This window comes from Erwinia sp. B116 (genome assembly GCF_002865965.1).
In the GTDB taxonomy this organism is placed as follows: domain Bacteria; phylum Pseudomonadota; class Gammaproteobacteria; order Enterobacterales; family Enterobacteriaceae; genus Erwinia.
Window position 1 is genome coordinate 1 of the sequence record NZ_JRZZ01000059.1, and the last position, 14921, is coordinate 14921.

13 protein-coding genes are annotated in these 14921 nt (G+C 59.7%); 7 read left to right on the plus strand and 6 right to left on the minus strand.

Annotated elements, in window-relative coordinates:
- Window positions 1-506: 506 nt before the first annotated feature.
- Window positions 507-1376: a DMT family transporter gene (locus NV64_RS21455; protein WP_101506735.1), complete on the plus strand. Its 870-nt coding sequence runs from the start codon at window positions 507-509 to the stop codon at window positions 1374-1376.
- Window positions 1377-1541: 165 nt separating this feature from the next.
- On the opposite strand, the gene NV64_RS21460 is transcribed toward NV64_RS21455, so the two are convergent.
- On the minus strand, window positions 1542-1964 hold the full coding sequence (locus tag NV64_RS21460; protein ID WP_056231350.1) for a DUF4431 domain-containing protein: 423 nt from the start codon (window positions 1962-1964) through the stop codon (window positions 1542-1544).
- A gap of 55 nt (window positions 1965-2019) precedes the next feature.
- Between NV64_RS21460 and NV64_RS21465 the strand changes: the two genes are divergently transcribed.
- Entirely contained in the window at window positions 2020-2574 is a 555-nt protein-coding gene (locus NV64_RS21465; RefSeq protein ID WP_101506736.1) for a UPF0149 family protein, read from the plus strand.
- Window positions 2575-2663: 89 nt separating this feature from the next.
- Here the strand turns inward: NV64_RS21465 and nlpA are convergent, their stop codons facing one another.
- Complete coding sequence (nlpA, locus tag NV64_RS21470; RefSeq protein ID WP_369878927.1) at window positions 2664-3497, minus strand: lipoprotein NlpA; 834 nt, start codon at window positions 3495-3497, stop codon at window positions 2664-2666.
- A gap of 225 nt (window positions 3498-3722) precedes the next feature.
- Window positions 3723-3977, minus strand: coding sequence for a helix-turn-helix transcriptional regulator (locus NV64_RS21475; protein WP_056231357.1), 255 nt, complete (start codon window positions 3975-3977; stop codon window positions 3723-3725).
- 120 nt (window positions 3978-4097) lie between these two features.
- On the opposite strand from NV64_RS21475, the gene NV64_RS21480 reads away from it, so the two are divergent.
- Window positions 4098-4400, plus strand: a complete 303-nt coding sequence (locus tag NV64_RS21480) for a helix-turn-helix transcriptional regulator (RefSeq protein ID WP_056231360.1) — start codon at window positions 4098-4100, stop codon at window positions 4398-4400.
- A gap of 129 nt (window positions 4401-4529) precedes the next feature.
- Here NV64_RS21480 and ampH read toward each other — a convergent pair whose 3' ends face one another.
- The gene (gene ampH / locus NV64_RS21485; protein ID WP_072166250.1) at window positions 4530-5702 is read right to left on the minus strand and encodes a D-alanyl-D-alanine-carboxypeptidase/endopeptidase AmpH; all 1173 of its coding nucleotides are present in this window, start codon (window positions 5700-5702) and stop codon (window positions 4530-4532) included.
- A gap of 348 nt (window positions 5703-6050) precedes the next feature.
- Here ampH and asnB point away from each other — a divergent pair, with 348 nt between their 5' ends.
- A complete protein-coding gene (gene asnB / locus NV64_RS21490) occupies window positions 6051-7859 on the plus strand; it encodes an asparagine synthase (glutamine-hydrolyzing) (protein WP_255410342.1) in 1809 nt (602 codons plus the stop codon).
- A gap of 162 nt (window positions 7860-8021) precedes the next feature.
- Here the strand turns inward: asnB and opgB are convergent, their stop codons facing one another.
- Window positions 8022-10313 carry a phosphatidylglycerol--membrane-oligosaccharide glycerophosphotransferase gene (gene opgB, locus NV64_RS21495; RefSeq protein WP_056231367.1) on the minus strand — a complete coding sequence of 764 codons (2292 nt, stop codon included), beginning with the start codon at window positions 10311-10313 and terminating at the stop codon, window positions 8022-8024.
- Between the two features lie 567 nt (window positions 10314-10880).
- Between opgB and NV64_RS21500 the strand changes: the two genes are divergently transcribed.
- Both NV64_RS21500 and NV64_RS21505 read left to right on the plus strand, forming a co-directional pair.
- On the plus strand, window positions 10881-12029 hold the full coding sequence (locus tag NV64_RS21500; RefSeq protein WP_056231370.1) for a porin: 1149 nt from the start codon (window positions 10881-10883) through the stop codon (window positions 12027-12029).
- Between the two features lie 208 nt (window positions 12030-12237).
- Window positions 12238-13389, plus strand: coding sequence for a porin (locus NV64_RS21505; RefSeq protein WP_056231372.1), 1152 nt, complete (start codon window positions 12238-12240; stop codon window positions 13387-13389).
- 176 nt (window positions 13390-13565) lie between these two features.
- Here the strand turns inward: NV64_RS21505 and NV64_RS21510 are convergent, their stop codons facing one another.
- On the minus strand, window positions 13566-13955 hold the full coding sequence (locus NV64_RS21510) for a tautomerase family protein (protein WP_101506738.1): 390 nt from the start codon (window positions 13953-13955) through the stop codon (window positions 13566-13568).
- 169 nt (window positions 13956-14124) lie between these two features.
- Between NV64_RS21510 and NV64_RS21515 the strand changes: the two genes are divergently transcribed.
- Window positions 14125-14921 (plus strand): LysR family transcriptional regulator (locus tag NV64_RS21515; protein ID WP_101506739.1); only part of this gene is annotated, 797 nt, incomplete at its 3' end.

Sequence of the window (14921 nt, forward strand, 5' to 3'; positions counted from 1 at the left end):
TGTACCCACAGAAACACCTTGATTGCGGGCTTTTCTTGTATCTCAGGGTTCAATACTAAACCAGCAGGCTCATCGGCAGGAAGTGAAATCAACACTATGGGTCCTGCTTGCAAATTATGCTGTTCCCGGCTCGGGCTGATCAATCTGCATACCCCACCGCTTAATGCCGAATCGTGCAATGACCGCACAGGGCATTCCCCAGCGGTTGTTTACGCTCAATTCACATGCTAAGTTAATTCCCAATCAAATCAAACCGACAAAACAGTGATGACCCTCTCAACCCCACGACCACAGCCCGTTTCTGCCAGCACCGCGCCTGCGGCGGCTGTCGCTGTGGCATGGCGTCATCACCTGTACTCCGTTACCTGTCCGCCACCTCGCGTTGTTGCTGTTGTTGTTGCCGGGGTGTAAGCGCCCCGAACGCTAACGGCCAGTTCACGCCCTGCACCTGTCTGCCGCCGGCTGACTGCGCCAACGACTACAAAACCAGGTAACCGGAGTTTTTCATGCGTTTTAATACTTCCCACCTCGCATCTCAGGGTGCGACCGCAGGCTTTGTGCTGCTGTGGGGCAGCGCCGCGATTTTTACCCGCCTCGGGCTCGATCACGCCTCGCCGATGGCGCTGCTGATCTGCCGTTTTGCCATTGCGCTACTGGCGTTGCTGGCGATTGGCCTGCTGCGCCGTCGCCTGCTGCCGCAGCGCGGTAGCGCCCGCCAGGTGGCGCTGACCGGGCTGATGATCATTGGCGGTTATGCGATTTGTTATTTTGAGGCGATGGATCGCGGGGTGACGCCGGGGCTGATCGCCACCATTATGGGCATCCAGCCGATCCTGACGCTGGCGCTGGTCGAGCGGCGGATGCAGGGGCTGCGGCTGCTCGGGCTGCTGGTGGCGCTGTCCGGGCTGGTGCTGCTGGTGTGGCGTAGCCTGGCCGCTTCGCACCTCGCGCTCTCCGGCATTTTGTTTGCGCTGGCGGCGCTGCTGCTGATGACCTTCGGTTCGATTATGCAGAAGCAGATCCGCCAGCCGCCCGCCGACGTGCTGCCGCTGCAGTACGCCGTCAGCCTGCTGCTCTGCGTGCTGCTGGCGCCCGTCGGCGGCTTTCACACCGACCTGAGCGGGCAGTTTATCGTCGCGGTGCTGTTCCTCGGCGTGCTGATCTCGGTGGTGGCGCAGCTGCTGCTGTACCGGCTGCTCAACGCCGGCAGTATCGTTAACGTCACCAGCCTGTTCTACCTGGTGCCGGTGATCACCGCGCTGCTCGACTATCTGCTGCTCGGCAACGCGCTGCCGTGGTCCGGTATCGCCGGGATGGCGGCGATTATCGGCGGTATTATGCTGGTGTTTCGTGCGCCGCGGGTGGCGCGAGGGTAAGTTGCACGTTCGTCAGCCGATAAGGAAAACGCCTGGCCGGGATGGCCGGGCGTTTTTTTGGCTGCGCAGCGCATCCGGGTGAATGCACCTGAAATAATGCATTAACGCTGTTATGCCTTTTTTAAGGGGCATAAGAACCGGGCACATGCCGCGCCCGGCACTGCTTTACTCAGGCTCGGCCGCCAGCGTCCCCACCCCAATCATCATCGGCGTATGGTGGTGCCCGGTCTCGGCATACAGCAGCGTGCCGCTGACGCGCACGTGCTGGTCAATCAGGTTACGGTGCGTCTTATACATCGCCGGATCTACCGTCAGTTGCAGCAGCTTCTCATCCCCCCAGTCCGGTGCATCGTTAGCACAGACCGGCTTATCGCTCTTTAGCGCCCAGTAGGTCTCCGGTTCGTCGCCCTGTTCCACGCTCTCGTAGTTTGGCGGGCCGGGCCAGGTGATGCGCAGCAGGGTGCCGGTCAGGCTGATATCGCTGCCTTCGCTGTAGCAGTCCGGCCGGGGGGTGATAATCCGGCTGTAACCGCACAACATGCGGCAAAGGTAGCTTTTTGCCGCCGCGACCGGGAGAATACCCGCCATTGCACTGTTATCCCGCCGGCGCCGCCGCGGGCAACCGAACGCTGAGGAGAGAATAATGACCCAGGGCCCACTGAGCGCTGAACAACTGGAATGGCTGGACGATGTGCTGGCTGAATACGGCAACGATGATTCGGTACTGGACGCCTCCGAGCTGGACGGTCTGCTGACCGCCGTTGTCACCCCACCGCAGCCGGTAGCGGTGGAGCTGTGGCTGCCGACGATCTGGGGCGGCGACTTCCCGGACTGGGAGTCAGAAGAGCAGTTCCAGACCTTTATGAACCTGGTGGCGCAGCAGACCAACGATATCGTCGATCGCCTGCGCGACTACCCGGATCAGTTCGATCCACTGTTCGGCACCAATGAGATGGAAGGCCAGGAGTTCACCGTGGTGGAAGACTGGTGCGTCGGCTATATGAAGGGCGTGGCGCTCGGCGACTGGTCGACGCTGCCGGAGGCGATGAAGCCGGCGCTGGCCACCATCGCGCTGCACGGCCAGCCGGAGCAGAACGCCGCGCAGCTGGAGACGCTGACGGCCGAAGACTACGAAGAGAGCGTCTCCGTTATTCGCGCCGCGGCGCTGAAATTGGCGGAGAAGTGGCAGCTTCACTAAGCCGTCAGGCTACCGGCCACCGTCCGTCAGCTATCGTCCACCGCCCCCGCCAGCCCGTCTGCCGGGGGCGGTGGCGTTTTTAGCGGGGCTTACCAGCCCGGCACCGCACCGCCGTTAAAGATCTTCTCTGCCGCCGCCGCCACTTCCGGCGACTGGTAGGATTTTATAAAGTCGCGCACGTTGGCGGCGTTCTTATTGTCTTCACGGGTGACGATGATATTGACGTAAGGCGACTCTTTATCTTCGATAAACACGTTGTCGCGCACCGGGTTAAGGCCGGTCTGCTGCAGGTAGGTGGTGCTGATAATCGCCACGGTCACCTGTTTGTCATCCAGCACGCGCGGCAGCTGTGCCCCTTCGATCTCCATAATCTTCAGGTGCAGCGGGTTGCTGGTGATGTCCACCGCGGTCGGCAGCAGCCCGGTGTCGGCTTTCAGGGTAATCAGCTTCTCTTTCTGCAGCAGCAGCAGCGCGCGGCCAAGGTTGGTCGGATCGTTGGGCATGGCGATGGTGTCGCCGTCCTTCAGCTCGCTGACCTGCTTAATTTTCTTCGAGTAGCCGGCCATCGGGAAGACGAAGGTGTTGCCCACCGCCACCAGCGTGGTGCCTTTGGCTTTGTTATCCTGCTCGAGGAACGGGCGGTGCTGGAATACGTTGGCATCGAGATCGCCGCTGGCGGTCGGGTCGTTAGGCAGCAGCGATCCGCTAAAGCCGACCAGCTCGACCTCCAGGCCGTACTTCTCTTTGGCCACCTGCTTCGCCACCCCGGCAACGTCCTGTTCGGCACCGTTAATTACACCGACCTTGATGTGGTGAGTATCCTGTTTTTTGTTATCGCAGCCTGCCAGCAGCAGGCCCAGCGCCAGCGCACCGGCAACCAGCGGGAGAGTGGAGTATTTCACGAAGCTAATCCTTTCATTCAGAAGCAGAAAACGCATCACTATCCGCGAAAGGCAGGCGGAGTCAATCGTGCAGGCTTATGATAAAAAGGAACAAGATATAATCAGGCTGCATGACCTGTCGCGCAGGTCACTTACCTGAAGAAAGCCGGGTTCTCAGAGTAAGCCAGTTGCCCGATCAAAAAAGAGTAAAACCTGTGGCCCAATCGGATGGAGTCGGCTCCCATCCTGAACAGCCACCCGGCCATATTAATCAGGCTTCTGCTGATACCACGCCACCACCAGCACGGCCAGCTCATCTTCCAGCGTGTAGAAAAAGCACGACGGCACGCCGAGTATCTTTGCCAGCCTACAGACCAGCTCGAAATCGGGCACGTGAATACCGCGCTCGTACTGGTTCATCCGGGCGCTGGCGGTGGCTTCGTCAATACCGGCCAGGATCCCCAGTTTTTGTTGTGAAATCCCTTTTTGCAGACGGGCTTCTTTCAGACGGTGTGGCAGCATGTCGATCCTGACTTCTGAACAATTAACAGGATTCTCTAAGCTGCTCATGTAAATTGTACTAAGTAATACTTAGTGATAAGTTTGAAGGAGATGAGGTGCCAAACACAAGGAGAGGACGTTATGAAGATGAAAAGTGATATGCATCCGGCTGACATCGTTGCGGCGATTAAGAAACGCAAAAGCTCGCTGGCGGCGCTGTCGCGCCAGGCCGGGCTGAGTTCCGGCACCCTGGCCAACGCGCTGAAAAAGCCGTGGCCGAAGGGTGAGTTTATTATCGCCCGCGCGCTGGGGGTACACCCGTCGGTGATCTGGCCCAGCCGTTATTTCGATCAGCGCGGGCGGCTGCTGGCGCGGGAACGGCTGATGCGCAGCCCGCGGCTGTGCGTTGTGGCACCGCACCCGGCGGGCAGCAAAACGGGCTAACCCCGGTTTGCCGCCGCGTCCGGCCTGCGCGCATGCCCGCCTGAAACCGGCTGACTCCGGTATCACTGCCCGTTAGTGCGCGCTGCCCGCCTGAAACCGGTCTGCAACGGCGACGCCTGCGGGGTAGGGTCAGTCTGCCATAATGCTGGCGGCCAGCTTCGCGCTGTCGGAGGTGTTACCAATCAGCTCGGTGAGCAGGTTGTGTACGCCGTCGCTCATCGGCGTGAAGCGGGTTTCATTAGAGCGCGCGACCACCACAAACACGCCGACGCTGTACTGCGGCACCATCGCCATATAGGTGATAAAGCCGCCGCCGCCGCCGGTTTTCTCGATGATGCCGGGGCGACCGTCGCGCGGTGCCATATAGACCCAGCCCATGCCCAGCGCATCGGCGCGGCCCGGCACGTCCATGCCTACCACCTGGCTGAGCTGGCTGCGCTGGTAAATCATGGTCTGCAGGCGGTCGACCTGCGCGCTGCGCGCCTGCACGTCGGAAGAGAGGAACTGCTGCATCCAGCGGCCCATATCGTCCGGCGTCGAGTAGACGCCGCCGCTGCCGATCGCCGCCAGCGAGTTATTGCACGGGCTCGGGCTTTTCGCCGGGATCATCAGGCGTCGGCACTGGTCCGGCGACGGCGTAAAGGTGGTGTCTTTCATCCCCAGCGGGCGGGTGATTTTTTCCTGGAGCAGCGCCGGGTAGGGCTTGCCTGCGGCGCGGGAAAGCGCATCCCCCAGCAGGTCGAAGGCGACGTTGGAGTAGCTGGCGCGTTCGCCCGGCGTCCAGGTCAGCTTCGCGGTGCTCAGCCAGTTCCAGCGCTGGTTGTAAGTCGGCCAGGTGAAGACGGCGCGGTTGGCTTTGCCGCCGGGCTGCTCGCGCGGCAGGCCGCTGGTGTAGGTGGCCAGGTTGATCAGCCGGATCGGCTGGCCGTTAAACGCCGGCACCCGGCTGCCGGGCGGGGCGTATTTGCTCAGCGGATCGTCAAGTTTGAGCTTGTTCTCTTCTGCCAGCTTAACCATCAGTTCGCTGGTCATCAGCTTGGTCAGCGAGGCGATGCGCACCACCGAATCCTTCTGCGGCCGCTGCGGGCTGCCGGGGCGTACCGCGCCGCGGCTGGCAAACACCCGCTGATTGGCATCAATCGCCACGATCGCCATCCCGCTGGCCTTGGTGTTATAGAAGATATTATCGGCGTAACGGTCAACCACCTTTGACGCCAGCAGCGGGTCGGGGGCGGTACGGGCGGACGCGTGCAGTGGCAGGGTTACGGCGGTGAGCAGCACGGCGGGCAGTAGGTGTTTCAACGGGGGAGCATCCCTGTCAGTGAGTGATGACTTGGCAGTGTAAATTCTTTGTTTTTAACTGCAAGCGTTTCGTGAAACCCCGGCAGCGGATGAGGACAACGCGTTCCGGAAACGAGAGTATCACCCGCGCCAGCCGTTTAATAATATCGGTGTGTAATAGGCCTTTTTTAATAAGAAAACACGGATCAGTCAAAATAGAAAACCTCGTATCATCATATTTTTACTAAATAAATTTCTTTGAGATGAAGCTTAATCCCGGACAGGCTAAAGCTAAGGAGGTATTTAAAAACAACCAACAGGAGTTAAAAAATGTGTGGAATAACGGGATAGTTATCTTACAGCCGTCAGATGCAGGATCAGCGCGACACGCTGCAAAAAATGACCGATACCATGGCATTGCGGGGACCCGATGCGGAGGGTATCTGGATTGCCGGGCCGGTTGGCCTCGGGCACCGGCGCCTGTCGGTGATCGATCTGGCGGGTGGCGCACAGCCTATGATGGCAGGACACCGCGGCGTGGATGCCGTTATCACCTACAGCGGTGAGGTCTATAACTTCAAAGAGCTGAGAGCCGAGCTGGAAGGGCTCGGGCAGCGCTTCACCAGCCGCAGCGATACCGAGGTGGTGCTGCGCGCCTGGCTGCAGTGGGGCAATGATTTTGTCGGCCGTCTCAACGGCATTTATGCCTTTGCCATCTGGGATCTGCGGGCACAGTCGTTGCTGCTGGTGCGTGACCGGATGGGGGTCAAACCGCTGTACTATTTTACCACCCCTGACGGGGTGATTTTCGGCTCTGAACCGAAAGCGCTGCTGGCCAATCCGCTGGTGCCCGCGCGGGTGCATGCCGATGGCCTGCGCGAGCTGCTGGAACTGGTCAAAACCCCCGGCCATGCGGTATTCAGCGGCATGGCGGAGCTGCAGCCCGGCGAGATGATGCAGTTTACTCCGCAGGGCAACCATCGCCACCGTTACTGGCAGCTGGAGGCTAACGATCACAGCGACTCGCTGGAGCAGACCATCGGCCATACCCGTGAGCTGCTGGATGACATTATCGCGCGGCAGATCGTCGCCGACGTGCCGATGTGCAGCCTGCTCTCCGGCGGGCTGGACTCGTCGCTGGTGACCTCGCTGGCCTCGAAAAAACTGCTGGAGCAGGGGCGCGATAATATCCGAACGTTCTCGGTCGATTTCCGGTCGCATGGCATCGATTTTATTAGTGACGATCTGCGCGCCACGCCGGATGCCCCCTACGTGCGCGACGTGGCGAAGATGCTCAACTCGGAGCACGCCGAGATCGTGCTCGACAGCCTGAATATGGCGGGCAGCGACATTCGCGATAAGGTGATCCGTGCGCTGGATCTGCCGCCCGCGCACTACGGCGACCTGTGGCCGTCACTCTATCTGCTGTTTGAAGCGGTGCGTAAACGTTCCACCGTGGCGCTCTCCGGCGAGTCTGCCGATGAGGTGTTTGGCGGCTATCGCTGGTTCTACGATCCCGAGTCGGTACAGGGCGATATTTTTCCGTGGCTGAATGCGGTCTCCGGTAAATATCTGGACGATACCAGCCTGCTTGACCCGGCGTTACTGAAGCAGCTCCGCATGGACGAATTCCTGCATGACAGTTTTTCGCAGGCGCGGCAGGCCTGCCCGGTACTGCCCGGTGAGAACGCCGGTGACCAGCGGATGCGTCAGCTCAGCTATATGAATCTGACGCGCTTTCTGCAGGGGCTGCTGGATCGCAAAGATCGCATGAGCATGGCGGTGGGGCTGGAGGTGCGGGTACCGTTCTGCGATCACCGGCTGGTGCAGTATGTGTTCAATATCCCGTGGCAGATGAAGTGTTTCGACGGTCGGGAAAAGAGCATCCTGCGCGAGGCGGGCAAAGATCTGTTGCCACAGTCGGTATACCAGCGGCTGAAAAGCCCGTACCCCTCTACTCAGGACCCGGCCTATGAGCGGGCGCTGCGCACTGCGGCAGCGGCGATCCTGCAGGACAGCAATGCGCCGGTCAGGGCGCTGCTGGATGAAGGCCAGCTGCGGACGAAACTGGCCGAAGCGCCTGGCAGCAGCAGCATGCTGGACAGTCGCGTCGGGCTGGAGATGGTGGTCGGGCTGAATCGCTGGATGGAAAGTTACCAGATCGAACTGGTGCTCTAGGAGGGGAGCCGCCCAGATGGACCCGCCTCGCAGGGGGGCGAGCTGACAGACAGGCCATTGAGCGGCCAGCGACCGCAGGTGCAGTGCCAGGCGCTCAGCGATCGTGGTCGCCGCTGTTGGGTTGCACGCCGCAGTCTTATGGCTGCGGCGCGGTCGACAGTCTTACGGCAGCGGCTCTACCTGCAGGCTCACCAGGCCGATGCCCAGCCTGCGGGCGGTAAACCCGTCAGTCAGTCCTTCGCTGGATTCCACCGGCTCCGGCGGCACCAGGCTTATCACGCGTGCGCCATCGGGGTTATCCACCTCCAGCTGCACGTTGCCCGCCTGTTCGCTGAAGGTCACCTGCTGCTGCCAGCCGCCGACCTGTACCGTTACCGGGCGCAGGGCGTTCGGGCCAATCGCGCGGGCGGTGAGGGTCAGGCGGAATCGGGCGGGCAGCGGCTGCAGGTATTGTACCGTCACCTGCGGCTGCAGGTTGGCATCGGACCAGCGGCCCCACGGCTCAACGTATGACAGGCCACTCACCTTCTGCACCTCCTGCGGCAGCCCCGGCAGGTTAAACAGAATGCGGTCTGCGCGGTATTTCAGGTCGGCGTCGCTGACGTTCAGGCGGGCAACCGCCTGCTGCCAGCTGTTTTCATCAGCCTCAGTGTCCGGGAAGCTGATTTTACCCTTGCTGCTGCCGGGCTGTACTTCACTTATCAGCGGCGGCGCGTTCAGCGTGCCGCTGGCGATGCACAGATTATTGTTGAGCATCTTCGACTCATCCCACACGCTGCCGATTTTGTAGCAGCGGTCGATCCAGACAAAGCGCTCACCGGCGGCAAATTTTGCCAGCTGCTGCTTCAGCGGCGTGGCCAGATACGCATCCAGCTTCGGTTCGATGCGTCCGTCCTGTACCGACAGCAGCAGCGGCAGCGTAAAGTGGGTGCCGGAGAAGCTGAAGCTGTTTTTCACCGTATCAACGCTGTAGTCGCTAATGGTTTTCGGGAAGTTCCACAGCGCGATGACGTCCGGCTTCCACTCGTTAATCTTCTCTTTGATATCCAGGAAGGTGGTGGAAAGCGAGGTGGACGACAGGCTGCTGCGCCCGAGGCCGATAAAGTTATCGCCGCCCATCGCGTCCAGCACCGTGGCCCCGTTATCCAGCGTGCTGCGCTTCATGGTCAGCACATCGCTGCGCACGCTGTCGCCGCGCAGCATAAAGAACAGATCGGAACGCGGGTGCTGGTTCAGGTACTTAAAGGCGGTGTTGTTCATCGCCAGATGGTCAGAGCTGACCACGATAATGGTGTTCTTAAAGTACGGCGTGGCGCGAATGCGCTCAATCAGCCGGGCAATATGCTCCTGGCCGCAGGCCACGGCGGCAAAGGATTTGTTCTCTTTGCCCTCGAACGGATAAGACCTGCGCTGGCAGCTGCGCGAGATAAACCCGTCCGGATGATGCGTGTCAACGGTCAGCGTAAACAGTGAGAACGGCTGGTTGGTTTTCGCCAGTTCCAGGTACTTATCAAACACCAGATCCAGCACCGTGTCGTCATACCAGCCCCAGTCGTTGCGGTATTTCGGGTCCTTCACCACGCTTTTCAGCTCGTTAAAGCCGTACAGATGGTCGAAACCGTGCGACGAGAGGAACAGATCTTTACCGGCAAAGCTCAGGCTGGCCCCCTGATAAAACCAGTTCTGATAACCCGCAGCCTTGAGGATATCGCCCAGGCAGACGTTTTGCGGATAAAACGTGGAGAGTGAGCTGGAGGCGTTGCCGTCAAAGGGGGCGAACAGCGGGATGCCGCACTGTGAGGCGACCATGCCGGCGATGGTGTATTCGGTGCCGGGCAGCTGTTCGGTGTGGCTGAAATCGACCGCTTCGGCACGGATGCTGTTCAGCTCCGGTGCCAGTCCGGGAAACGCCTGCTCATCAAAATAGGTGCGCTCCAGGCTCTCCGCGTAGATCCACACCAGGTTTGGCCGGTCGCCGGAGAGGTTCTTCGACGGTACCTGATAGTGGCTGGAAAAATCCGAATCGGCGCGCGCCAGTTGCGACTTCACCAGCGCGGTGGTCTGGTGCCAGGCGGGGGTCGCTGCAACTGAAGCGATCGCCAGCAGCAGCGCCAGCAGGCTCCAGCGCCGACGGTAAGGGGTATGCCTGCGCAACCGCAGCACCCACGCCAGCAGGGCAACGATCGCCACCAGCCCGGCTACCAGCCCGGCGGCGGGCAGCAGATACTTTTGCATTCCGGCACCGCTCAGGCTGTTGGTCAGGGTATAGAGTACCGCGTCGTTAATCCCGTCACCGGTGAAGTAATTACTGGCCAACAGCGTGGCGTTGAGGATCAGGCTGGTCCCCAGCAGGATCAACAGCAGCGTAAACCACAGCCGGTGGCGTCCGGCTTTCCACGAATAGAGCGCCGCCGAGGCGGCAAACAGTAGCAGCGATAAGGTGGCAGAAATCATTAAATCGGTCTTCCCCTGGTGTGACGCAGTCCCTGTCATGCAGAGGCGAAGCGTAAAAAATGCACACTGAAATATTTTGTAATAGGACGGATTATCCCCGCCTGGCCGCCTGGCGAACAGTGAAAAAAGGCGATGGTTACTGATGGTAACGGGTTTGTTTAACGTTTGTTTAACTTCACCAGCAGAGCACATCGCGTGGTCAAATTAACCGATTACGTCCCGGCTGGGGAGACGCTGCGCCACAGAGTTGCAGAAGTGTTAAGCAGGCCATATTTCTGCTTCGGAATCTGCGACAAAAGTCGTCAGCCACATCGCACAGCCCGCGCTAACGTCCCGGAGCGACGGGCCCATCTGATAGTGAAGCCTGTAATCCAGCCGGCAGACGCTGCGGGATGTGCACGGTGCAGAAGTGTTATCCGGTGCAAGTTTTTGCGCTTAACCCCTCAGCAATCTGTGCTGCCCGCACGTATTGCCGTTTCATGATGACAAAATGAGCGTTTAAGTGTGCTCTCCACTCTGAATGATCACGAGCGCAGTATCAGGGTAATCCGTCACGGAGGGATGGCTATGTATACTGCGCGCAGAGACTGTCTGATCGTTTTTTCCCTGGGGCTGCTGCTGTTATCCCGCCCCGTCGCGGCTGAAGTTACTCTGAAAGAAGGCAAACGCAGCGGTGAGCAGGGGCTGAGCCGCATCCATGTGGCGGCGGGGGCCAGCATCCGTGCCGTGGTGATTGACGTGATGGGCGGCAGCGATCGCGGTTCATACCAGCGCAACCTGTATGACGGCAGCTCGCGCTATATGCTGCGGCTTAATTACAACCTTGATGAGGATCTGTCGCTGGTTAACCTGTATGAAAACAGCATGGATATCCCGAAAATCGTCGGCTGGAAGGGCCACTACGCCAGCGGTGCCCGCAACACCGTCCGCCGCCAGATGTACAGCGGGCTACGCAGCGAGCGCTGGGGCGAGCTGACCTGGGGGCAGCGCAACAGCGTCTATTACGAAACCATCAGCGCTAAAACAGATATCTGGGGTAACGATCTGCACGCTGAACCGGCCACGCTGGGCGCCGGTTTCAGCATCGATGGCTCGTGGGGAACGCGCAACACCCTGATGTACGTCAGGCCGTTCGGGCCGGCCACCCTGTATGCCAGCTATATGAGCAGCGCGCACGAACGGCTGTTACGCCACGGCCTGCGCTTTAAGCGTCATAACGGCGCGGGGCTGGCGGTTGACTATCGGGTCACCCCCGACCTGACGCTGGCCGTGGCGGGGGTGATGACCCGCGACTCGCTGCGCAATGATGACCACAGCGACGCGCGGCGGGTGAATCAGCAGCTGCTGGGCAGCGCCGTAAGCTGGAAGCCGGGGCTGTGGACGGTGGCGGTCAGTGGCGGCTGGTATCACCATTTCGTTGCGCTGGCGCGTCAGCCTGCAGATCGCTACTTTGCGCACAATGCCTGGGGGGCGAGTTATTTTGTCGGGCGCGACTTCCCGGTGCAGATGCCGGTACTGAAATCCGTTATGCCGATCTGGTTTGGCGATCGGTTGCGCGCCGGGCATGGGCCGCAGCGGCGCTTTATACGTGAGAACGGCCTCGGCGTGGTCTTCTATTTAAAAAAAGGTTTTCGCATTGATTATCAGCACGTTTTTCGTTCAGGCAACGATCGTATGGGCGACATCAACTTTATGCGTCTGCGTTATGATTTCTGAGTGCGCTTATTTACTTTCGTTTAGGTTGGGTAGAGTAAATAAGCACGAAATGATTAAATCGATTAAAAAATAAATATTTTGAAATATTAATTTAAGAAATTCACATCGTGAAAGCACAGAATAGTAATTTTTGCTAATTTCTTATCTCACAGATCGCGGTATTATTTTCGCGCAACAATTCTTAAAAAATAATAAGGGATAGAAATAAATGTTAACTAAAATGCGCACTTTAACTCAGGCCATTGGCCTGGGACTGGTGGTGGGCAGTGCATCGTTTGCCGCTAACGCAGAGATTACCGTACTGAAACAGGATCCGCAGGCGGGTAACCCGCTGAGCCGCCTGAACTTTACCGTGGGCGGCAGCATTCGTCCGCAGTTCAATAACATCACCGGCCCGGACGGCAGCAATGCCTATAAGCGTAACGGCTTTGACGGCGGTACCCGTTTCCGTTTCGCGGCAGATTACTACCTGTTCGATGACATCAGCTGGATAAGCTATTACGAGCTGGGTGTGAATATCCCGGCGGTGTTTGACTGGGACAGCCACCACGCAAAAGGCGCGCATGACACCACCCGTCGTATGCTCTATACCGGCCTGAAGAGTGACACCTGGGGTACGCTGACCTTCGGCCAGCAGAACAGCGTCTACTACGATGTGGTCGGTGCGAAGACCGATATCTGGGACTACGATATGGTCGGCCAGGCGCCGGGTAACGGCATCAACGGTGATTACGACGGCTCATACCGTTCACGTAAGATGCTGAAGTACAAAAACAGCTACGGCAACACCGACTTCTACGCCTCTTACCTGTTTGCCGACAGCGAATACCTGCCGGGCAACGGCCTGCGCTACAAGCGCCAGGGCGGCGGCTCGCTGGGCGTGGATACCCATATCACCAAAGACCTGACGTGGGGCACCGCGTGGAACTATACCCGCGCCGAAATGCGTAACCCGGGCAACGGCGACAGCGAGTCCTGGGACCAGAATATCTTCGGTACCGCGCTGACCTGGAAACCGGATAACTGGACCTTCAGCTTCGGCGGTGGTTACTACAACAACTTCCTGACCACCAAAAAAGCTAACGTGCATGACTACTTCGCCGGTGATGCCTGGGGTATCGAATACCTGGCGGGTTACACCGTACCGGTGGATCAGTATGGTCTGAAGTCGGTGATGCCGTATGTGATGGGTGACCGTCTGCAGTACGTCTCCGGCCGTGACTACCAGCGCATCGACAACGGCCTGGGCGTGACCTTCAAGCTGGACTACGGTTTCCGTGTTGACTACGAACACGTATTTACCTCCAGCACCGACAAACTGGGTGATATGAACCTGGTGCGTCTGCGTTACGACTTCTAAGCGTAACCTGCTCCCCGGCGTTCGCCGGGGGGCTTCCTGCGGTAGCACGCCGCCACCCAGGCTACCTTCTCTCCGTTATCCTCACCGTCACGCTCACCACCACGTTGACCACTGCGTTCAGCATCCCCTGACTTTTGTGGCCCTGGCGCCGTCTCAGCGGCGGTACGGTCTGAGCATTACAGTTCGCCGGTCAGATACTGCGCCACGCCGTTGCCGAAGCTCCAGTCACCTTTCTCATTGGTGATAAAGGTAATCATCACGTCGGAGGGCAAAATACCGCAGCTCTCTTTAAACTCACGGCACAGCTCAGCCATAAAGAACTGTTTCTGCTCGCTGCTGCGCGGGCTGGTAAACACCCGCACCATCACCAGATTATCGGTGCGCTGTAAGCCGAGGCCGGTATCCTCAAATACCATCTGATAAGCCTTGTTTTCCTGAACAATCTGATAACGATCGCGCTCAGGCACCTTAAAGGCGGCCAGCACGGCACGGTGCGCGGCGTCCAGCAGCGTTTTCAGTTCAGACTCGGAACGGCCCTGGATCACATCAAATTGCAGTAACGGCATAGATACCTCGACATTGTCTTGTTTGCTGGATTTATGCGGCCAGTGAACAGCGGGTCTGCTGGTAGCACCCTGCTGTATCTGCCCGTCTCTGATGCACAACTTACCCCCTTATTTCGTCGGGAAAAACCGCTATACTTGAAATGATTATTTACTATAGTGAACAATACTGATGAAAGAGCTAAAAACCGACGCGCTGTGGAATCACCTGCACTGGCTGACGGTGCTGGCCGAGCAGGGCAGTTTTACCGCCGCCGCCGACCGTCTGGAGGTGAGCAAAGCCGCGATGTCGCAGAAGATCAAAGAGCTGGAGCAGCTGGCCGGCGTGCCGCTGGTCACGCGTACCACCCGCAGCGTGCGGCTGACCAGCGCCGGCGAGAAGCTGGTGGAGGATCTGCGTGAACCTTTTGCCCGCATTGAACAGAGCTTCTTCAGCGTGCGTGACTCGGCCGGTCCGCTGCGTGGCCTGGTGCGGGTCACCGCGCCGGTCGCCTTTGCCCGCCAGCAGCTGGTGCCGCACATCACCGCGTTTCTGCGCCAGCATCCGCAGGTGCGTGTGCAGCTGGAGGTGTCAGACCGGATTATCTCGCTGGCCAGCGAAGGCTTCGATCTGGCCATCCGCCACAGCAACACGCTGCCGGAAACCCACGTGGCGCTGCCGCTGTGCCGCACCCAGGCGCTGGTGGTGGCGTCTCCCGGCTATCTGGCCCACGCCGGCACGCCGGCGACCCCGGCATCGCTTGCCGACCACCAGTGCCTCTACTATCCGCGCGGCGTGGAGACCCCGCGCTGGAGTTTTGCCCCGCTGGCCGGGGGCGAGCGGCAGTCGGTTAACGTCAGCGGGCCGTTTGCCACCAACAACAGCGAGTCGATCCGCGATGCCGCGCTGGCCGGGCTGGGCATCGCCCTGCTGCCGGACTTCAGCGCCCGCGCCGCGCTGCAGGAGGGCACGCTGGTGCAGCTGTTGCC